Consider the following 20,838-nt stretch of genomic DNA (forward strand, 5'->3'; position numbering starts at 1 on the left):
TCGCTCAGTAATGAAACCGACGCCGCGCCGCCAACAACCCCAACAATAGACCTAAGCTTAGCGCTATCACCGGCCAGCTTCCCCAACGCATAAAAGGTGTCGCGCCGTACGCTGGATATACCGTGCCCGTCAAGGTAGTTTGGACAAACTGCTCACTTCGCTCTATCACAACGCCTTTTTCATCTACCACAGCGCTAACACCATTATTGGTGCTACGCAGTAAGTAACGGCCCGTTTCTAACGCGCGCATCTGCGCCATTTGGAGGTGCTGCAAAGGACCGATGGAATCGGCAAACCAAGCATCATTACTTACTGTCAGTAGTACGTTGCGGTGTCTGGCGCCGTCGGCAACCAGCGATGGGTAAACGACTTCGTAACAAATGCTCGGGGCAATGCTGACCTCCCCCACCTGCAAGCCACTTTGCATATCGGTGCCGCGATGAATATAGGACGTAGGCAAATCAAAAAATTGTATCGCGCCCCGCAACCACTCGGCTAAGGGCACATATTCCCCAAAAGGCACGAGACGACGCTTGTGATAAATCCCCAGCGCGTTGCCCAACCCAACCAAGGAGTTGTAATAACGTCGCTCCCGGCGTTCATCAAAGATAATGCCAGTAATAACGCCCGTGTCGGTTGCAACGGCTTGGCGGGTTACCTCGTTGAGAAAATCCAGAGCCGTATGATAGGTGAGAGGTACGGCGGCTTCTGGCCATATCAACCAGTCACTGTCCCAGTGGGGCTCACTCATATTCATGAGTAAATCCAAGGTGGGCTGAGCTTGGGCCGGCTGCCACTTCACCTCCTGCGCGATATTCGGTTGCACCATGGCAACTTTTACAGGCTGGTCATTATTGACCTTGGTCCAGGCGACAGGCTGTAAAAACCAGCCGGCGCCCCATAAGGCAAGGGCCAGGGCCGTTGCCATCCACAGATTAGCGGAAGGGCGCATAAAAAATGCCCAGCTCGCCAGGCAGGCGGCACTAAAAGAGGTAATCAGCCCCACCCCCAACACACCCAAAACAGGTGCCCATCCGGCCAGAGGCGTAGACAGGTGTCCATAGCCTATATACAGCCAGGGGAACCCTGTCAGTAACCAGGAGCGCAGCCATTCACCCAGTAAGTAGCAGGCGGGAAACCCCAATAGAATACCCAACCGACCGTGGCCAATCAGGCGAATACACAACACGAAAGGAGCGGCAAAAATTAACGCCAGAAACAGCACAAACAAGGCCGTGAGCACTGCCGCCAGATACCAGGAGGCATTGCCAAACTGATTGATCGCTACAAACACCCACGACACACCAATACCGTAAAGGCCTACGCCGAACGCCGTAGCTAAAGCCCATGCTCGCTTCGGTCTGGCCTTGAACAACAACAGAGCAAATCCAGCCAGCCCGACAATGGCCAAAGGCCAAAGATTAAAAGGTGCCAGCGCAAGCGGTTGCACGCCGCCACAACACAAGGCTAACGCAATCGCGGCGAGCCAGTGCAGTCTACCCAGGCCAGACTTCACCTGACCGGTAATAATGGTTTCAGTCGTTATCAAGCGTCAGCCGCACCAAATGAATTTGTCGATTGTCGGCGTAGAGCACCCGGAACTTGAAACCGTCGATTTCGGCCGTTTCATTGCGCTTGGGCAAATGCCCGAACGCCTGCATCAGAATGCCTCCGATTGTGTCGAAGTCATCATCGGATAATCCAGCCTCGAAATAATCGTTGAAGTCTTCAATCGGCGTCAGTGCTTTAATCACATAATCGGTATCGCTGACGCGCTTTATATGCTCGTCACTCACCTCTTCGTCGGTTTCGTCTTCAATATTGCCGACAATCTCTTCGAGGATATCCTCAATGGTAATCAGCCCGGATATACCGCCATATTCATCAATAACCAACGCCATGTGATAACGCTGCTCGCGGAATTCGCGCAGCAATACGTTGACCCGCTTGCTTTCCGGTACAATGTTGGCGGTGCGCAATATTTCTTCCAGACTAAAGTCGGTAGTGCCTTCAAGCATCATCCGCAGTAGATCTTTGGCCAGCAATATCCCCTTAACATCATCGATCGAGTCGCCAATAACCGGGAACCGGGAGTGACCAGACTCAATAATTTTGGGTAAAAAATCTTGCGGCTTGTCATCAATTTTTACGGCTACAATTTGCGTGCGGGGTATCATGATCTCACGCGCTTGCAGGCTGGAAACGTCCAGCGCCCCTTCAATGATGTTTAACGCTTCTTGATCGAGAAGCTTGTTCTCTGCGGCATCCTTGATGATGTCCATCAAGTCGTCGCGGGATTTAGGTTCCGCGGAGAATGCGTGCAACAGCTTGTCGAGCCAGGATTTCTCTTGGTTCCTTGGTAAGCTGCTACTCGAGGGGTCGTCCGTCATGGCGTTGATCATTCCTGGTTGGGTGGTAACTCGGCCGAGACGGCGTCATTAGCCACCTCGTCGTAGGGGGGCGCAAAGCCTAACCCAGTGATTATTTTTGTCTCCAGCGCTTCCATATGCTCGGCCTCATCGTCATCGATGTGGTCGTAACCTAGCAAATGCAAAGTGCCATGCACAAGCATGTGCGCCCAATGCGCGCTGCTGGGTTTGCCCTGTTCCAGCGCCTCGCGCTCGACCACATGGGCACAGATGACCAGGTCGCCAAGCAGTGGTAAGCCCAGTTCTGCGGGTAAATCGGCAGGGAAAGACAATACATTGGTAGGGTAATCACGACCGCGATACTGGCCGTTGAGGCGCTGGCTGGTTGCGGCGTCGACAATACTAACACTGACCTCGCTTTGCTCAAGCGAATCGGGAATTGCCGCCGCCACCCATCGGTGTACTTCGTCGTCGCTGGGCAGTGCCTCATCCGGCACCTGAACGTCGATATCTACCTGACAGGTCATGTCCTAACGCTCGTTGGAGGGCTGTTGAGCTTCGAACGCGTCGTAGGCTTCAACAATCCGTTGCACCAATGGGTGGCGCACCACATCTTTTGAGCCAAAATGCGTGAAACTAATACCCTCGACCCCGTCAAGCACTTCAATGACGTGTTTAAGGCCAGACTTCTGACCACGCGGTAAATCAATTTGCGATGGGTCGCCTGTGATAACCGCCGTAGAGCCGAAGCCGATTCGGGTCAAAAACATCTTCATCTGTTCGCAGGTCGTATTTTGGCTCTCGTCCAGAATAACAAATGAATTGTTCAGGGTTCGACCACGCATGTAAGCCAGCGGCGCGACTTCGATCACTGTACGCTCTAGAAGCTTGCCCACGGTTTCAAAACCTAGCATTTCAAATAAGGCGTCGTACAACGGCCGCAAATAGGGGTCGACCTTCTGCGCCAAGTCGCCGGGCAGGAAGCCCAGTTTCTCACCTGCTTCAACGGCGGGGCGAACCAACAATATGCGCTCTACATCATCGCGCAGCAAGGCCTCGACGGCACAGGCGACAGCCAGATAGGTTTTCCCTGTACCGGCCGGACCCACACCGAAATTAATGTCGTGAGTTTGCACTGCGCGCACATAGCGCTGCTGATTCAAACCGCGCGGTTTAATCGTGCACTTTTTGGTTCGAATGAGAACTGTGCCCGCAGGTACAGGGGCATCGTCCGGTGTCTGCACTGACTCTTGTTGCTGCTGCATAAGTTGTTCAACCCCCGCACTTTGCAAGGCCAGGTGAATTTCATCGGGGGTCAACTCAATGTGCTGAGTTTCGCGATAGAGTTCCCGCAGAATTTGGGCCACGGCATCAACCACGGAGGATTTACCAATCAGTGAGAACTGATTGCCCCGGTTGCGAATTTCAATGTTAAGGCGCTCTTCAATCTGGCGCAGGTGCTGGTCGAATTGACCGCAAAGGCTGGCGAGACGGCGGTTATCACTGGGCTCCAAAACCACCTCACAGGTGTTCTCAGACAGATCGGGCACGACGTGTTTATTCAAGGACGATTCGGTACTCTTTGTTGCGTTCACTGATTTAAGACTAAACCATTCAAACGGGCGTGAAAAGGGGCTTTACCGGCCAATTCATTATTAGCAAGGCGCCCCATTTAACCTCTGGTTATAGGCTGCGATTATTACAACTCATCTATTTCAGAGCTGATCAAAGTCCCCAGCAGGGAATTAGGCAATGCCTGATCAATACGAACGTCAGCAAACTTACCAATTAACGCCGGCTCATCGGCGCGAAAATTCACCACACGGTTATTTTCGGTACGGCCAGACAACTGGCCCGGGTCTTTTTTACTGTAACCACTTACCAGTACGCGCTCGACATTACCTACCATTTGGCGACTGATTTGCTGAGCCTGCTGGGTAATACGGTCCTGCAGGATCTTCAGACGCTGTTTTTTAACTTCCATCGGCGTGTCATCTGGCAAATCTGAAGCCGGAGTGCCTGGACGCGGACTGTATATAAAGCTAAACGACACGTCAAAACCAATGTCACTGATCAAATCCATGGTTTTTTCAAAGTCAGCTTCGGTTTCACCGGGAAAACCGACGATAAAATCAGATGAAAAACTGATATTCGGGCGCAACTTGCGAATTCGGCGCATTTTGGACTTGTATTCTAGCGCCGTGTGACCACGTTTCATTGCCATCAGGATTCGGTCCGAGCCACTTTGTACAGGCAAATGCAAATGGCTTACCAGCTCTGGTACTTCAGCGTACACATCAATCAACGAATCAGAGAATTCAACCGGGTGTGACGTGGTAAACCGAATTCTATCAATTCCGTCTACCGCAGCGACTAAAGTAATTAACTCCGCTAAGTCGACAATGCCGTTCGCCGACTCGCCCCGATAAGCGTTAACGTTCTGGCCCAGTAGATTAATCTCACGCACATCCTGCGCCGCCAGGTGCACCACTTCGGCAAGCACGTCCTCCAGAGGTCGACTTACCTCTTCTCCTCGGGTGTACGGCACCACGCAGAACGTGCAGTATTTAGAACAACCCTCCATAATGGAGACAAAGGCACTGACACCGTCGGCATCAGGCTGCGGCAAATTGTCGAACTTTTCTATCTCCGGAAAGCTGATGTCAACCACTACCGCACCATTGTCGCGAGGTTGCTCGATCATCTCGGGTAAGCGATGTAAGGTTTGCGGGCCGAAAATCAAATCGACATAGGGCGCGCGCTCCGCTATCGCCGCGCCCTCCTGGCTGGCAACACAGCCACCAACGCCGATAATCATATCGGGGTTCTTTTCTTTCAACTGCTTCCATCGACCCAGCTGATGAAACAGCTTATCTTGTGCCTTTTCGCGAATTGAACAGGTGTTAATCAGCACCACGTCGGCGTCTTCGGGGTTTTCGGTCGCCACCATTTGGTGGGAGTCACCCAAGAGATCACGCATGCGAGAGGAATCATATTCATTCATCTGACAACCGTGGGTCTTGATGTAGAGCTTTTTCACCGGTGTTTCAGTCGCTGACATAGAGATTTAGCCTGCTGTGGTACTTATTTACGGGCGCGCATTATAGCGGTCTCACCGGTCAAATCCCATAGCCACAACCATCATTTTGACTAATTTTTATCCAAAAGCGCTTTCTTCAGAACGCGAATATGCTATTCTTCGCGCCCTTTTTCAACAACCGAACACTTGCCCAATCACTAAAGGCCACAAAACGGAACGCTATGAGTCTCAAACCCACGTACAAAGTTATTTTTCTTAATCAAGGTCAGGTCTTTGAGGTATTTGCCCGGGCAATTTACCAAAGCGAAATGTACGGTTTTATTGAGGTTGAAGAGTTTGTATTTGGCGAACGTAGTCAGGTTTTGGTCGATCCGGGGGAAGAAAAGCTCAAAAACGAATTCGCCGGCGTTAAACGCTCCTACATTCCGATACACTCCATTGTCCGTATTGACGAAGTGGAGAAGGAAGGGGCAGCCCGGGTGTTAGAGGCCAAGGGCAACAATAGTACCGTTACACCATTCCCTTACGGCGGCATGGGACCTGGCGACGACAGCTAACCTTCCCTAATTGATGGGCCCCATAAATCTAACGGCGGCTATCGTGCACGTCTGCTCAGCCCCTCCAAAATAAGCAATTCAGTTCTGTTGCTGTGTAGGCGCATAAAGTGGCGCATTCACGCAGCACAAGCGATACCATATACCAACGTCGATCTATCGGCAGGTTTCAGCGTCTACACTTGACACATGTTATTGCTACCACATAACGCGCAGCCGTCTTGGCTTGCCAGCAGATTAAGGAGCACCCCGTGAGCTACGATCTAGCCATCATCGGCGCGGGCATCACCGGCGCAGGCGTAGCCCAAGCGGCCGCAGCCGCCGGCTACAAGGTAGTCTTGCTGGAGTCCTCGAGCGTTGGTGGGGCAACGTCCAGCGCATCCAGCAAGCTTATTCACGGCGGCCTTCGCTACCTTGAATCGGGCCAATTGGGGCTGGTTCGCGAGTCGCTGCTTGAGCGCGAGCTTTTGCTAAAGCTCGCGCCTGACCTGGTCACATTAGCCCCCTTGCACATACCGGTTTACCGCAACAGTTCGCGCTCCCCTATTACCATAAGGGCCGGATTATCACTCTACCACCTGCTGTCGGGTTTTAGCGAACACACTCGCTTTAGCAGTCTGGCCAGACACCAATGGTCAGAGCTGGATGGAATTACCACGCAGGGGCTAAGGTCTGTATTCCGCTATTTTGAAGCGCAGACAAATGACCAGGCGCTGACTCACGCTGTGGTGCAATCGGCGCAAAAATTGGGGGCGGAGCTGCTACTGCCTGCGACCTTTCAAGACGCGGAGATTCATAAAAACGGCTGTGAAATACGCTATACCGACAACAACGATCAACATACCTTGCAGGCCCGCGTACTGGTTAATTGTGCCGGCCCCTGGGCCTGGAAGCTTAACCAGCGCATATCGCCTATCCCTAAGCTCCCCAACGTCGATTTGATTGGCGGTAGCCACCTACTGCTGCCACCACTGTTAGAGCGGCATTATTATCTGGAATCACCGACCGACGGCCGCGCCATATTCGCTTTGCCGTGGCAAGGAAAATTACTTGTAGGCACCACCGAAATAGAACACCAGGGTTCGCCGGAAACTGTACAATGCCACCCCCATGAGATGCACTATTTACTGAATGTGCTCAAACACTATTTCCCGCATCTACATCCACTGCCATCGAGTGCCGACAGCTTTGCTGGGCTGCGTGTGCTGCCGCGCAGCACCTCAGGAGCCTTTGGCTGCAGCCGCGAGGTTATGATGGTTGCGGACAATCCCGGCAAACCCAAAACATTGACGTTAATGGGCGGAAAACTGACCACTTACCGTGCAACCGCTGAACAGGCTTTAAAGCGCTTATACCCCAGCCTGCCCGCGGCACGGCCTATTGCGAACACCCGCTCCTTGCACCTAACACCGGCTGAATAGTGCCTCCACATTGATTGCTGCAGCGCAAAGGAATCTCTTATGGTTGTTAGAAAATACCTGACTGCTGTTTGTATGTTGACACTCGTTGCCTGCCAATCCAGTGATGATCACCTTAATAACCCGAGCAGTGAAACGACCGTAAATGGCAACGACAGAGATTATATTCAAACACTCTTTTATGCCGAGCAAAACTGGAGTGAAGCCGATCGATTGTGGTTTTACAATACCTCTCAAGGGTCTAATTTAATCCCCCTAGAGTTTTTTCTGCATTTGGAAACTGCACACAACACTGAGCTGTTTCGCGCCGCCCGAAACATGGGACGCTACCGCTACCTGCCGCAGAATGTCAGCCAGCAAAACCCCTATGGTTTACCGCTGGGATGGGTTGCCAACACCCATGAGGGGGAAACGTATGTAGGCCTGACTTGTGCCGCGTGCCACACCGCTCAAGTTAATTGGCAAGGGCGCTCCATCAGAATTGACGGCGGCCCCGCAATGGCTGACATGGATAAAATGCTTGGTGAGTTAGAGCAAGCCATTGCAGCTACTCTAACTCAAACCGATAAATGGCAGCGATTCAGTACGGCCCTAGCTGCCATACCGCAAGCAAAATTGCGTGCACAGGTCGAGTTGGTTTATCGAGAACTCGCGGCCTACAACGCACGTAACCGTTCGATAAACAAGGGAACGGAGGTCGCGTACGGTTATGCCAGGCTCGATGCGTTCGGACGCATTTATAACCGTATACTTTCTCACCTAACGCCCAACGCGAATAACGCTAACTCGCCCAACGCCCCCGTTAGCTACCCTTTTTTATGGGATACCCCACAGCATGATTTTGTCCAGTGGAATGGCGTGGGGGATAATTCTGGCCATGGAGCCCTTGGCCGCAATACGGGTGAAGTTCTTGGTGTGTTCGCCAGCTTCAACCTGCGAACACACAACCAGGCAGCGGGCTACCCCTCCTCAATCGACGTAGCAAATCTAATAGCACTTGAAAAACACCTGGAGAAGCTGTGGTCTCCCAGCTGGGAATCTCTGGCTCAACGCGAATTGTTACCGCCTATTAATAGGGAACTGGCCGCAGCGGGACAGACGCTATTTCACCAGTATCAGTGCCACACGTGCCATCAGCCGATTCAACGGCAGAATCCGCAGCGGCGTATCCTGGCGCAAATGAGCTCAATGCAACGTATTGGGACAGACCCGCAAATGGCAGAAAATGCTTTTAACTATTCGGGGTTAAGTGGCTATTTTGAAGGTCAGTACATTGATGACGCCGCGCCAGAAAATGGGCAATTTAAAGCAGTAGCGCAAGGTCTGCTAGCATTACGTAAAGCCAGCTCAGGAGCCATTCGCTATGCTCTGGCCGGACAAAGCTCACGCGAAAACAGTGCGGCCGACGCAGGCAAAGTACAAAACAGCACTAAGTATTTAGACCTGACGACCACCAACAAAGCCTCACCCAGAGCGCTTTTAGCCTATAAAGCACGCCCTTTGAACGGTATATGGGCAACAGCCCCCTATCTACACAATGGCTCTGTACCAACGCTTTACGACTTGTTGCTGCCGGCCTGCGATAGACCATCCCCGCACCTGCAGTGCCGCCCCAACCGCTTTTCAGTTGGATCTTTCGAGCTCGACACAACGTTAGTGGGCTTCATTAAACATGAAGCCACAACCAGTCAGGAACTTTTTATATTTAATACCCAACTACCCGGCAACAGCAACCGCGGCCACGAATATGCCGCCGGGGTTACTCCAGTGATAGTGACGACTAACAGTGGCGAAATCAAATATACTGACGAAGGAGAAATGTTAACCAGAACGCTACCCGCACTCGATCATGAACAACGTCTGGCGCTGGTAGAGTATTTAAAAACCCTGTAATTTACACAGTGCCTGTATTATTTTACGCAAACACTCAAGCGATCATTAACAAAACCAATCAAATTATGCCTGAAATACTAATAAGACATTTGCACAAGATATATATTGGCGTATTGCTCTTGTGCTCGCTCAGCGTTTACACCATTGGAATCGGCCATCCCAATGCGCTTTTTTGGGATGAAAACTACCATATAGCATCGGCGCAAAAGTATATTGACGGCGTGATGTATATGGAACCCCACCCACCTTTGGGAAAACTCTTGATAGCCGGCAGCGAAGCAGCGCTGAAGCTAAATAGCGACAAAGATAAATCTCAATTTAACCGAACCGATTACATCACCGATACACATATGCCCGAGGGCGGCATTCAATACACAGGTTTTCGGCTTCCCTCCGCTTTGTTGATGGGGCTTTCTGTATTATTTTTTTACGGCACCGTAAGGCGCATTACGGCTAACAAGCATTTAGCTTTTGCGTTTAGCTTTTTCCTAATATTTGACAATGCATTGGTTATTCATGCGCGCGCGGCCATGCTTGAAGGCATTCAGCTGTTTTTTGTATTGGCTGCCATCTATCAAATGACAAGGGCGATTACCGACAAGTATCAATATCAAGCCGAAATTCGTTTAAAACACTACGTCTATTTAGGCCTCTGGATAGGCTTAGCCGTGTCTGTCAAAATTAATGGTGCCGTGCTGCTGCTTCTGTTTGTTATGTTGTATGGCGCTGACCAGTGGGAAAGCTTACGAAACAGGCAGTGGTGGCCACTGCTTCGTCGCCTGACCACCTCCGCACCATGCGGCGTTATGCCATTGGTAGCAATAGTGTTATCGATTTTTTACTTACACGTTGGGCTCGGCGGCGAAATTGCCGCTCATAAGACCTATAAAGCTGGCTCTCAATACCAACAGTCGCTAGCAGAGAATGGCAGCTGGAGTCTTTCTACGTTTCTCGCTGCCATGCCCGATAACGGACGCTATATGTCTGAATACGCCGATGGCGTTCCGCGACTTGATATATGTAAAGAGGGGGAAAATGGCAGTTATGCGCTAGGCTGGCCTCTGGGGACTAAAACCATTAACTATCGTTGGTCTAAACAAACCACCGACGGCACAACTTATGTACGCTACCACAACATCTTAGCCAACCCTGTCATTTGGTTTTCTGTCGTCGCCGGATTAATTCTTTCAGCGGGCTTGATCATTAGCCGCTATATCTACCAGAATCCGGTCAAAGATACCGCTTTATTTTACTGGATCGTCGCTTTCAATACGCTTTACTTGGGCTACATGGTCGCAATTTTACAGATCGACAGGGTAATGTATCTGTATCACTATCTAGTGCCACTCACCTTTGGCATTATTAATTTGGCGCTTGTATTCCAGTATGTATTTCTCGAGCAGCTGGCCCGAGGCAGTCGTCATACTTACACTAATTTAGCCTGTTATGTTCTCTTGGCTTTCGGGGTGTTTGCTCTCTTCTCCCCCTTTACGTATAGCTGGGAGCTCACTGAAACACAGTTTGCTGCTCGCAACTGGTTTGGTTTTTGGAAGCTGGAGTTGGTGCGCTAATGAATTGCAATACCTTATTTTCCGTTCTTCTGGTCGGCGTAGTTGCACTGATAGGGTATCGCCTGATGCCGCCTATGGTTGAGGCCAATTTTACCCTCACCCTCAGTAAAAGCCGTGGCAACATAGAAAAAATCAATCAACCCAGAGAGATCTCAGCGACAGAAACGGTTGCCATCGACCGCGTGAAATTGAATGAGAAAAGTCGTTTTCAACATAAAAAATTAGGGCCTTTGGGATGGAGTGAGCACTTCTTTGCCGATATCGTGTCACGCTTTGTAGTGGAAGAAGAGGGGCGCTATCGGTTTCTCGTCGGCAGCGATGACGGTTTTCGGTTGGCCATTGATGGTCGCGTACTTTGTCAATACGCCACCGACCGCCCTTTTCGCAAACAATCATGCTATCAAAGCCTTGGGGCTGGCGAGCACACTCTCGAACTTAACTACTTTCAGGGCTATGGCAACGCTGGTTTGACGCTAGAAGCAGCCAAAGATGGAGAACAAGCGCCTGCGTACTGGGGCGACGATATTGCGGGGATTCAGTATATAACCCCTTAAAACACTCAGATTAATAGGTTTTTCAATTCAAACATTTTTCAGGTAAATATTTTTAACAATTTACCGCGTTCACTGTCGGGCCAAGTCTGTTAGATTTTAAACCTAAGATATTTCTAAAGCGGAGCAGATCTAATGGCCACTCATACAAAATTCAGCGTAGCGATCAAAAGTTGGGCATTCGCTTGCTCAGCGGCCGTAGTCTTAACGGCTTGTGGCGGCAGCAGTGGCGACTCATCAGGTGACGAAGCTACCCCGGCGCAACCTCCCGAGGCTGTCTCCCCGAGCGCGGCCGTTTCCCCTCAATCTATGGATATTTCCTGGAACAGCGTCAGCGATGCGACCTCTTATCAAGTATCTCAAGATTTGGATGGCAGCTCTGGCTTCACTATCATCGCGGAGAACCTGACCGACACGTCTATACAGGTTCCATTGCCCACGCATCTTACTGACTGGGAAAACGCCCGTTATATGGTCGAAGCTTGCAATAGCGCCGGGTGTACACCCAGTACGGATTTGTACATTGCAGGCCAAACGCTCGACGCAATCGGGTATTTGAAGCCGGACGTGATTCGTGAGGAGTCGCGCTTCGGCTTTAGCATGGCCATAACTCCAGACGGTCAAACCCTTGCCGTTGGCGCGCCACAGTATGATCTGATTACCTCTGAACGCAATGAAAAACACTCGGGTGCAGTATTTATTTATAGCAATACAGCAACGGGTTGGAATCTTGTGCAGAAAATCGAAAACCCGGTTCAGCAAGACACTGATTGGGACTTTTTTGGCTACTCACTGGCCATCTCAGACGATGGATCTTCACTGCTTATTGGCGCGCCCTCCGAAGACGGCGGCGGCAACGCCGTTAATGCCGACATGAATCAGCAAAGCGGCTTTAACTCTGGCGCTGGATTTTTATACCAGCGAAGCGGCGAACAGTGGCAATTGTCCGCCTACCTTAAAGCCGCTAACGCCGATCGCGATGATTACTTCGGATTGCGCGTTGCGATGTCAGGTGACGGATCAACTCTCGCCGTTAGCGCCCCCTACGAAGCCAGTGATGCTGCGGGGGTAAATCCTGACGACAGCGACAACAGTATTGAGCTTGCCGGAGCCGTTTACACTTTCGAGCAAGTCGAAGGGCAATGGCAACAAACCAATTACATAAAACCTTCGACGGGATCATACTTTGAAAACTTTTGCTTCGATCCTCGCCCGCCAAACAGCCCAACATGTTACGCCAAATCACCCTCTAAGTTTGGCTACGGATTAGCACTTTCAGATGCAGGTGATGTATTAGTCGTTGGTGCACCCGGTGACAGCTCGGCATCTGCCGGTATCAATGGGGCGGAAAATGATTACCGAGCCAAAAGCTCCGGAGCCGTGCATGTGTTACGTAAAGGCGATACTGGTTGGACGCACACCGACTATATCAAATCGATTAACCCTGACATCGATGATGAGTTCGGCCTCAACCTTGCGCTGTCCGGCGATGGCAACACACTGGCCATTGCCGCACCTTACGAGGACAGCTACTACTCTGGTATCACCCACTCTGACTCGTTAGCATTCGAATCTGCTGATGAAACAGAACAAGATTCAGGTGCCATCTACATTGTGAGTTACAGCGCCGATGAATGGGCGCATAGAGCCTTTATCAAAGCGCCCCGCCCCGATGAAAATGATTTGTTTGGCTGGGGCTTGGGACTAAGCGAAAATGGTGACCTATTAGCCGTAGGTGCACCTCGCGACGACTCCGAAGCTACCGGCATCAACGGTAATTGGGACAACAGCAGCGCACCTGCAGCCGGTGCCGTTAGTGTGTACGGAGCAGACGACAGCGACACTTGGTCAATGATTAATTACGTCAAAGCAAGTAATACCGACGCCAATGATACATTTGGCCGTACTCTCGCGCTCTCCGCTGACGGGCAGGTTCTGGCTGTGGCGGCCACAGGAGAAGATAGTCAGGCCACTGAAAATCAAGGTGATCAAAGCGATGACACGGGTAATAATTCCGGCGCCATCTACATTTACTGATGCTCGTATTCCCCCGCAGAGCTAATCTGCGGGGGAATTCTCCCCCCTTCTCGCTGTCTTAGCCGAGGTTCGGCGTTGACACACAGGTCCAACGCAGACAGAATCCCCCGCTTAACCACAAAATCAGGATAACGCTGCATGAGAGACGAGTTTTTCACCCCGAGGAAGCATCTGAGAGCTGTTGCAGGCGCTTTACTATGCCTGACGCTTACCGCTTGTGGTAGTGATAGTGATTCGGACTCATCAGACAGCTCCAGCAGCGCAACCAGCTCCAGCAGCTCCTCATCCTCAGAGTCTTCCAGTGCTTCTAGCGTTGCAGGAAGCTGGCCAGATATAAATATCGAAGCGGCTGCAGCGAAAAGCTTGCGTATCTACTGGGACGCGGTGGATGGCGCGACATTCTATCGTGTATATAAAGACCCAGACGGCAACAGTGGCTTTAGCCAAATTGGCGGCGATGTTACCGCACCAGAGATTTATGACACTGTCAGTGTCCACCTGAAAAACTGGGCCGAAGCTCGGTATATGGTGGAAGCCTGTGTCAGTGATAATGATTGCGAAAACTCTGAACAAGCCATTGCCATCCACGCTATGGCCGACAGTATTGGCTACGCCAAAGCCTCTAATACTGATGCGGAAGACTGGTTTGGGTGGGATATTGCTCTTTCTGGCGATGGTAAAACACTCGCCGTTGGCGCAATACAAGAAGACTCTACCTCTCGCGGTATCGATGGCGACCAGGACAACAATGACAATCTGTCCACCGGTGCAGTGTACGTTTTTAGTCTGAGCAGCACGGGCTGGTCTCAACAAGCCTACATCAAAGCATCCAACACTGAACAGCTGCGCAGTATCGAAGACAGCGAAGGTAATGAGCTTGAGTTTTACATATCCCAAGACCGGTTTGGCTATTCAGTCGATCTCTCCGATGATGGCAGTACGTTGGCGGTTGGCGCTATCCGTGAGGACAGTAACGCGCGGGGTATTAATGGAGACGAAGATAACAATCAGGCCTCAGAAGCGGGCGCCGTTTACATGTTCGAACGCAATGCAGGAACTTGGGCACAGACGGCCTACGTGAAGGCTTCCAATACGCCGGAAGAAGAAAGCAGTTCTTCGTCCAGTGATAGCTCTTCAAGCTCCTCGACCTCAAGTGATAGCAGCTCCAGTGACAGTAGCAGTAGCAGTGAAGAAAGTGACACCACGGGTGATCGATTTGGCCACTCAGTAGCTCTATCCGGAGATGGCACAACGCTCGCCGTTGGCGCGATATACGAAGCCAGCGCCGACGGTGGAATTAATGGTGATGAAAGCGACAATACCGCCCCCAACGCCGGAGCGGTATACATCTTCACCCAAATTGATTCAGGCTGGACCCAACAAGCCTACCTCAAAACAGCCGCTCCTCGGGGCGGTGACCGCTTTGGCTCTAGTTTGGCTCTTTCTCATAATGGGGATGTTTTAGCTGTCGGTGCCATAGGCGAGGACGGCGCGGGTACCGGTGTCAACGAAGACATTCCTGATGACTCACTTGTTACCTCATCAGGCGCGGCCTATATATTCCGCCGTAGCGATGCCGCCTGGGAGCAGGAGGCCTATTTAAAAACAACCTTCACCTTCCTGGATCAAAGACTTGGTACGGCTATTGCCCTGTCCGCCGACGGTCATACACTGGCCGTATCTGCGACAGGCGAAGGCAGTCGAGCTACCGGCATTAACGGAGACCCGGAAGATTACGCTGAGTTGCTTGAATTGGCCGATGGTGAAGACAGGCCCGAAACCGCTTACAAATCTGGCGCCGTGTACATCTATCAATATGATGAGAATACCTGGTCAATGACCACTTATATCAAGGCAAGCAATGCCGACGCCTACGATGAGTTTGGACGCGACTTAGCTATCTCAGCTGACGGTAATTATCTCGCCGTAGGCGCTTTTCTAGAAGACAGCCAAGCGAGCGCTATTGACGGTGATCAGGAAGATAATAGCCTCGAAGATTCCGGCGCCGTATATTTATTCGAACGCACAGGAACAAACTGGCACCAGCTGCGCTATATCAAGGCCAAACGGACCGAAGCCAATGATCGCTTAGGCAATGCCGTTGCTCTCGACGGGACCTCCGCCACATTGGCAATTGCGAGCTACCACGAAGACAGTACAGCGAAGGGACTTTCGGCGGATGATAGCGACAACAGCGCGAATAATTCAGGCGCGGTGTTGCTTTACTAAACCTGAACACAGCAGACGGCAGCGCTGGTTTTTCGGCCCTGCCTGTCTGCCCTAGACAGCCAGATTTACCTGTTGCACAACCCCTGAGGTACCGTCTTCACGCAAATAGATACTCGTGCTGGCGATCTCACCCAGTGTTTCATTGTCAGCGTTTTTTAAACTAAACGGCGAGGTTACATGCCCCAAGTAAATGGCACCAACGCCTGCCTCACCTAAAGCCATTAACTGTTGACTACCATCCGCGAATCGCCGCCAGATACGCAATTTATCGTAAACCGCGTCTGCCTCATCTATAAAACCGTTACCATCGCTATCGAACTCAGCCAGCTCTGCAAAGCCACGCCCAGTACTAGGACCAAATAACTCCCGCCCATTGTTAACAATACCGTCGCCATTGCGATCCAAAGCCAAATACCCACTACCCGCTGCCAAGCTTGCCAGATGATCAACTGTGCCATCGCTGTCGAGGTCAAACTCAAATTCTCGATCGCTTAGGCGTGCCCCAAAGCCGTCAAAATTAATCACAAGTGGATCGATCAAAGCGGCATCGCCGATCCGTACCGATAGCGTTTCACGTCGCTCAAAATCACGGCTCATATTTAACGCCGTACGAATATCGAACACCTGTCCATCACCGGTGGTGACCTGACCGGCAGCGCGAACTTGTAAGCGTGCAGACTCGCGGTGGATTTGGGTTCTTTCGTAGATCATTCCTACACCCGATGCAATATCACCCGCTGACGTACTACTGCTGCCAAAGATCGGAATATCGAGTGTAAAGGCCACCCCTGGCTCAGTAAAACGCGGGGCTCCAATCTGCATGCGCCGGCCGGTGATTTGACGATAAAGCTCTTGGATAATACTGATCTGGAGGCGATCATTAGCGCTCAGTGGCTGCGCATCAAACGACACGGTCTGTCGCTCCAAGCGCAGTAACGAGCCGGCCTGAGACAAGTCTGGCCGGCCCTGCCGCTCCGGCATTGGTGCAAGCGAGCGTCGCTCGGGTATTGCACCGGGAGTGCTAAAGCGCAAATCAAAGCGCTCATGAGTCTCTATGCTCGTGCGAGCACTGTAACTCGCCTCCAGGTGCAAGCTTGCAGCGTGTATATACATAGTAGGCCTCTGATACGAGTGATTCCTCAGGTACTCGACCAAAGTCACTGATATATTAAGACCAATATCTTCTAAGAAATGGAGGGATCAATGTCGCCTAAACACACATCAGCTTTCCAGCCAGACATCGCGTACCCAGTGCCAAACACTTTGCCATCGCTCATCACTTAAATCACCGTCACGCCAAAACACCACTTCGCCGTCCGGTTCTACACAATAGTAGTGGCCATGAGACTCGCACAGGGGAACAAGGTGCCGGGGTACGCCGCGGGCCCACGCACTCGCAGCCACTTCTGGCAAATAGGTATGAGAGTAGGGGTCTGCCGCGGTCACAGGCTCCAAAGCGCCATAGATTACATCACTCGCGGTTAGTAAATACTCTCGCATATCACGTGGAATGGGGAGCAGTATCTCCTCCTCAACCAGCACTAATGTATCGTCATCCGGCAGCTCCAAGGGCACAGGCACAGACTCGGCGCTGCTTTTTAGATCATCAATGACGTCTTCCATCGGGCACACTTCTCAAAAAATTAGGGGCGACTAGACTAACCCCGTGGCAAGGAGGTGACAAGACCCGAAAGTTACTTATAGCTAAGAGTAATTAAGCGCCAAACCTTCCAATAACTCAGCGCACAACTCACAATATCGGCACATTTTCCGCTTCAGTTTTACAGGGCTTCCATCTAGGCCTTAAGTATTAAAAGCGTGAGAAAGCAACCAGGAAAGCCTTAGTGGTGATGAGCATATTGCCACTTGCCGCCTGCGGAGGAGGCTCCCGCGGAGAAGATTCAGGCAACACACAACCCCTTCCCACTTCGACTGGATCCTCCAGCAGCACCGAGACATCGAGTCAAAGCTCCTCGCCAAGTAGCGAAACATCTTCTTGCTCGAGCGAGCCCCCCCCTCGAACTCAAGCAGCTCGTCTTCAGTCATAATCCGCAGCTCATCAAGCAGTTAAGCGTCCGTAAGCTCTGACAGCTCGAGCAGTGCAAACACCAGTTCGAGCGAGTCGTCCACCTCCAGCGAACCAGTTTCAAGTGGCAGTGATTCATCTAGCTCGAGCAGTTCATCCAGTAGCAGCGAATCGTCCTCTAGCTCTAGTAGCTCGGCAGTAAACCTTGCGATTGTGCAGGGGCTAGCAACGGATGCCAATTCTGGCTCGATCACCGTTGCCTGGGACTCGGTATCAGATGCAACGGGGTACAACGTCTATTGGGCTCGCGAACCATACATCAGCAGTGCCAATATTGGCTCCCACACTGGAGGAGATTGGAACGAAGGGGTCACCTCACCGCACACGATCTCAGGTTAGCGCGTTGGTACATTTTATTTTTCAAGCTATGATTGCTGGTTCTTATCATCAATGGTGACACAGAAGTTTGCGCGTTCGGGCAGCAACTATTTTGTGACTGGGGTTATCTATAATGACAGCAACGGCAATAATTTCTATGACGTCGGCGAGGGATTAAATGGCGTGACCGTAGACGTAGACGGCACCAATACCAGCACCCTCAACACCGGCGCCTACAGCATCGCCAGGGGCAACGGTACCTATACGGTTACCGTCAGCGGTGCCAGCATCCCCGGCGGTAGCGTCTCGGATACGGTCACCATCAATAGCGCCAACCGAAAATTTGATGTCATTGTTAATGGTGCTGCAGCGACTGTTAACACGTGGTGACACCTAACACAGACACACTTTAGCCAAACAGCGACATCTGCTGATCGGTAATGGCGCTCATTGAATCGTCGAAGAAATAAAGTATGGCATCCGCAACGGGTGCCAGTTGACGCTCCCGGTAATGATCGTAGTCGATAGGGCTTCGCCGGGCTTTAACAGGCTCAGCGCCCTGCGTGGTAATCACATAGTGAATCCAATCCCCACGCCTAATGGTTTCCCCGGTCCAGTCCCTCAGTTTACGTGCGGCCTGTACGTGGGGTGGAACATTTTTTTCATAATCATCGAGTCTACGGCGCAAACGCTTGCGATAGGTCAACAGCTTATCTACCTCACCGGTCATCAGCTTTTGGCACGTAGTCAGCACAAGCTCTCTATAAGGCCGATTAAGAAAAACATTTTCATACAGTTGAGTTTGAAACTCACGCGCCAGTGCCGTCCAGTCGCTGCGTACTGACTCCAGGCCTTTAAAGACTATTGTATTACCAGATGGCTGAGAGATCATTCCGGCGTAACGTTTTTTGCTTCCCTCATCCGATCCCCGAATAGTCGGCATAAGAAACTTTCGGTAGTGAGTTTCAAATTCAATTTCCAGTGCACTATCGAGATTTAATTCCCTTTGCAGAGTTTCTTGCCACCACTGGTTTAGGCCAGCAGCCAATGTCTGACCGATCGCTTTGGCCTGTTTGTCCGTTAACGGAACGTCATCAACGGCCAGCCAGACAAACACTGAGTCGGTATCACCATATATGACTTTATAATTCTGAGCTTCGATCCACTGTTTACTGCGCTGGATAATCTCGTGCCCACGCAACGTGATCGAACTGGCGACACGGGGATCGAAAAAGCGACAGCCGTTCGAGCCCAGAACACCGTAGAACGAGTTCATAATAATTTTTATCGCGTAAGATAACGGCTGGTCATCCTCTTGCTTTGCCTTATCACGCGCCTGCCACAAGGTTTCGATCATACCTGGCAATATGGCGCGATTGCGATCGAACTCGGCACCGTTAAAACCGGGCACCGAAGCTTTGCGTTTGAACTCTTTGTGCTGAGTACTCCAGTATGCGCAAGGGTCAATAAAAAAAGTGCGGATAATACTGGGATACAGACTTTTAAAATCGAGAACTAAAACATGGTCATAAAGGCCGGGAGCCGAGTCCATTACATAGCCACCAGGGCTAATCACATCCGTACGCAACTCTCCTAGATTGGGCGCGACATAACCTTCTCTGTGTAGCCTTGGCAGATAGCTGTACTCAAACGCGGCCACCGACCCACCAACGCGATCGAGAAGCAAGCCTGTCAACTGGCTGCGCGCAATTGCAAACGCCAACAAATCTTTCTGCTTAAATATATCCCAAACCAATTCACAGTCTTTAATGTTGTATCGCGCGAGCTCGAGCTTATCTTGCTGAAATAAGCGGGTAATATCCTCACCGCGCCCGGCCCCATGCAGCAACTTACCCTCACCTAGCAGCTGCCCGGCAACAAAGTCCAAGCCAAAGGTCTCGAACTGATAATTTGCCGCCTTTAGCAAATCAATACCATCGAGCATTACCCGTCCCGGCACCGAAACAAACTTGCGTCCGCCCTCCCCCTTTTCCTCGCGCCAATGCATGCGTGCAGAGCCTCGAGCCAAATTTAAATTAAAGTTAAGGCGTTGAGCTATAGTGTGCAGCACCCACAAATCAAATTGAATGAGATTCCAACCTATTAAGCCGTCTGGATCTTCAGCTTGTAGCCAGCCAAGAAAAGCCCGAAGGCATTCTGTCTCACTGGCACAGAGAATAACTCGAACACCAGCTCGCAAAACATGTTCCGTATTGTAAGACGCCACAATAAATACACATTGGGTGTGCTCGGACCAGACGCCGATCGAGTACAGTTGCGCTGCGTCCATTGAGGTTTCAATATCAACCGAAGCCAAGCGCAGTGAGGGGCGGTATTGTGCAGGGGCCAACGGCGGGTTGATCAATACCGACGCATGTGGCGTATCGGTATAAACCTGGGCTGCGGCGGTAATGAAGCGCTCCATTAAAAACCGCTCGGGGGGGCGTATATCGGCTTCCCAACAGGGGATCGCATGGGATGTCAGGCGTTTCTCAGCCTCTCGGGCCAGCGCCATTTTACGAAAATATAACGCAACGACCTTTTTACATTCGCGGGTTTGCAAGGCCACTGTATTGAGCCGCCAGCCGTTTATACCGGCTAAATGCTGGCGCGCTTGGGCTGCCCTACTCTCAGGTATAAAAAAAACGGCCTCTTGCGCGGTATGGCGTGTTTGCAGCGGGCCATGATCTGTGGACCACCACAGCTCCAACTCCAAACCCTGGTGCGTATCTCGCCAACCGCGAGTCAACAAAAACGCGTTACGCACTCATA

Annotated in this window: 17 protein-coding genes; 8 read left to right on the forward strand and 9 right to left on the reverse strand. The window is 51.4% G+C overall.

Annotated elements, in window-relative coordinates; translation table 11 throughout:
- Positions 1-4: 4 nt before the first annotated feature.
- From lnt to miaB, 5 genes are all read right to left on the reverse strand, one after another.
- Positions 5-1,549, reverse strand: coding sequence for an apolipoprotein N-acyltransferase (gene lnt, locus QWI17_RS20770; protein ID WP_302724441.1), 1,545 nt, complete (start codon positions 1,547-1,549; stop codon positions 5-7).
- A complete protein-coding gene (locus QWI17_RS20775; protein ID WP_302724442.1) occupies positions 1,536-2,390 on the reverse strand; it encodes a CorC family transporter in 855 nt (284 codons plus the stop codon). Before QWI17_RS20775 ends, lnt begins: the two co-directional genes overlap by 14 nt.
- An 8-nt stretch (positions 2,391-2,398) precedes the next feature.
- Entirely contained in the window at positions 2,399-2,896 is a 498-nt protein-coding gene (gene ybeY, locus QWI17_RS20780; protein ID WP_302724443.1) for an rRNA maturation RNase YbeY, read from the reverse strand.
- A gap of 3 nt (positions 2,897-2,899) precedes the next feature.
- Positions 2,900-3,919 carry a PhoH family protein gene (locus tag QWI17_RS20785; RefSeq protein WP_302724592.1) on the reverse strand — a complete coding sequence of 340 codons (1,020 nt, stop codon included), beginning with the start codon at positions 3,917-3,919 and terminating at the stop codon, positions 2,900-2,902.
- Between the two features lie 149 nt (positions 3,920-4,068).
- Positions 4,069-5,430, reverse strand: a complete 1,362-nt coding sequence (miaB, locus tag QWI17_RS20790) for a tRNA (N6-isopentenyl adenosine(37)-C2)-methylthiotransferase MiaB (protein WP_302724444.1) — start codon at positions 5,428-5,430, stop codon at positions 4,069-4,071.
- A 200-nt stretch (positions 5,431-5,630) separates the two neighbouring features.
- Here miaB and QWI17_RS20795 point away from each other — a divergent pair, with 200 nt between their 5' ends.
- From QWI17_RS20795 to QWI17_RS20825, 7 genes are all read left to right on the forward strand, one after another.
- Positions 5,631-5,966 carry a DUF1820 family protein gene (locus tag QWI17_RS20795; RefSeq protein WP_302724445.1) on the forward strand — a complete coding sequence of 112 codons (336 nt, stop codon included), beginning with the start codon at positions 5,631-5,633 and terminating at the stop codon, positions 5,964-5,966.
- Positions 5,967-6,214: 248 nt separating this feature from the next.
- Positions 6,215-7,384: an FAD-dependent oxidoreductase gene (locus QWI17_RS20800; RefSeq protein WP_302724446.1), complete on the forward strand. Its 1,170-nt coding sequence runs from the start codon at positions 6,215-6,217 to the stop codon at positions 7,382-7,384.
- Positions 7,385-7,423: 39 nt separating this feature from the next.
- Positions 7,424-9,274 (forward strand): di-heme-cytochrome C peroxidase, encoded by a 1,851-nt coding sequence (locus QWI17_RS20805; protein ID WP_302724447.1) that lies wholly within the window; start codon positions 7,424-7,426, stop codon positions 9,272-9,274.
- A 65-nt stretch (positions 9,275-9,339) separates the two neighbouring features.
- Entirely contained in the window at positions 9,340-10,845 is a 1,506-nt protein-coding gene (locus tag QWI17_RS20810; RefSeq protein WP_302724448.1) for a phospholipid carrier-dependent glycosyltransferase, read from the forward strand.
- Positions 10,845-11,399 carry a PA14 domain-containing protein gene (locus QWI17_RS20815; RefSeq protein ID WP_302724449.1) on the forward strand — a complete coding sequence of 185 codons (555 nt, stop codon included), beginning with the start codon at positions 10,845-10,847 and terminating at the stop codon, positions 11,397-11,399. Before QWI17_RS20810 ends, QWI17_RS20815 begins: the two co-directional genes overlap by 1 nt.
- A 132-nt stretch (positions 11,400-11,531) precedes the next feature.
- Positions 11,532-13,433, forward strand: a complete 1,902-nt coding sequence (locus QWI17_RS20820) for a hypothetical protein (RefSeq protein ID WP_302724450.1) — start codon at positions 11,532-11,534, stop codon at positions 13,431-13,433.
- 138 nt (positions 13,434-13,571) lie between these two features.
- Positions 13,572-15,662, forward strand: a complete 2,091-nt coding sequence (locus QWI17_RS20825) for a hypothetical protein (protein ID WP_302724451.1) — start codon at positions 13,572-13,574, stop codon at positions 15,660-15,662.
- A gap of 51 nt (positions 15,663-15,713) precedes the next feature.
- Here the strand turns inward: QWI17_RS20825 and QWI17_RS20830 are convergent, their stop codons facing one another.
- From QWI17_RS20830 to QWI17_RS20840, 3 genes are all read right to left on the reverse strand, one after another.
- Positions 15,714-16,775 carry an SPM autocatalytic domain-containing protein gene (locus QWI17_RS20830; RefSeq protein ID WP_302724452.1) on the reverse strand — a complete coding sequence of 354 codons (1,062 nt, stop codon included), beginning with the start codon at positions 16,773-16,775 and terminating at the stop codon, positions 15,714-15,716.
- A gap of 108 nt (positions 16,776-16,883) precedes the next feature.
- Entirely contained in the window at positions 16,884-17,285 is a 402-nt protein-coding gene (locus QWI17_RS20835; protein ID WP_302724453.1) for an SMI1/KNR4 family protein, read from the reverse strand.
- A gap of 444 nt (positions 17,286-17,729) precedes the next feature.
- Positions 17,730-17,981, reverse strand: a complete 252-nt coding sequence (locus QWI17_RS20840; RefSeq protein ID WP_302724454.1) for a hypothetical protein — start codon at positions 17,979-17,981, stop codon at positions 17,730-17,732.
- A gap of 157 nt (positions 17,982-18,138) precedes the next feature.
- On the opposite strand from QWI17_RS20840, the gene QWI17_RS20845 reads away from it, so the two are divergent.
- A complete protein-coding gene (locus QWI17_RS20845) occupies positions 18,139-18,456 on the forward strand; it encodes a hypothetical protein (protein WP_302724455.1) in 318 nt (105 codons plus the stop codon).
- A 19-nt stretch (positions 18,457-18,475) separates the two neighbouring features.
- Here QWI17_RS20845 and QWI17_RS20850 read toward each other — a convergent pair whose 3' ends face one another.
- On the reverse strand, positions 18,476-20,833 hold the full coding sequence (locus tag QWI17_RS20850; protein ID WP_302724456.1) for a DNA polymerase II: 2,358 nt from the start codon (positions 20,831-20,833) through the stop codon (positions 18,476-18,478).
- Positions 20,834-20,838 lie beyond the last annotated feature (5 nt).

This window comes from Gilvimarinus gilvus (assembly GCF_030518155.1).
Lineage (GTDB): Bacteria > Pseudomonadota > Gammaproteobacteria > Pseudomonadales > Cellvibrionaceae > Gilvimarinus > Gilvimarinus gilvus.

Bases quoted from the DNA above. Each gene is read 5' to 3' on its own strand.
- QWI17_RS20775 (WP_302724442.1), bottom strand. From the start codon at position 2,390: ATGACGGACGACCCCTCGAGTAGCAGCTTACCAAGGAACCAAGAGAAA.
- ybeY (WP_302724443.1), bottom strand. From the start codon at position 2,896: ATGACCTGTCAGGTAGATATCGACGTTCAGGTGCCGGATGAGGCACTG.
- miaB (WP_302724444.1), bottom strand. From the start codon at position 5,430: ATGTCAGCGACTGAAACACCGGTGAAAAAGCTCTACATCAAGACCCAC.
- QWI17_RS20795 (WP_302724445.1), top strand. From the start codon at position 5,631: ATGAGTCTCAAACCCACGTACAAAGTTATTTTTCTTAATCAAGGTCAG.
- QWI17_RS20805 (WP_302724447.1), top strand. From the start codon at position 7,424: ATGGTTGTTAGAAAATACCTGACTGCTGTTTGTATGTTGACACTCGTT.
- QWI17_RS20810 (WP_302724448.1), top strand. From the start codon at position 9,340: ATGCCTGAAATACTAATAAGACATTTGCACAAGATATATATTGGCGTA.
- QWI17_RS20815 (WP_302724449.1), top strand. From the start codon at position 10,845: ATGAATTGCAATACCTTATTTTCCGTTCTTCTGGTCGGCGTAGTTGCA.
- QWI17_RS20820 (WP_302724450.1), top strand. From the start codon at position 11,532: ATGGCCACTCATACAAAATTCAGCGTAGCGATCAAAAGTTGGGCATTC.
- QWI17_RS20825 (WP_302724451.1), top strand. From the start codon at position 13,572: ATGAGAGACGAGTTTTTCACCCCGAGGAAGCATCTGAGAGCTGTTGCA.
- QWI17_RS20830 (WP_302724452.1), bottom strand. From the start codon at position 16,775: ATGTATATACACGCTGCAAGCTTGCACCTGGAGGCGAGTTACAGTGCT.
- QWI17_RS20835 (WP_302724453.1), bottom strand. From the start codon at position 17,285: ATGGAAGACGTCATTGATGATCTAAAAAGCAGCGCCGAGTCTGTGCCT.
- QWI17_RS20845 (WP_302724455.1), top strand. From the start codon at position 18,139: ATGGTGACACAGAAGTTTGCGCGTTCGGGCAGCAACTATTTTGTGACT.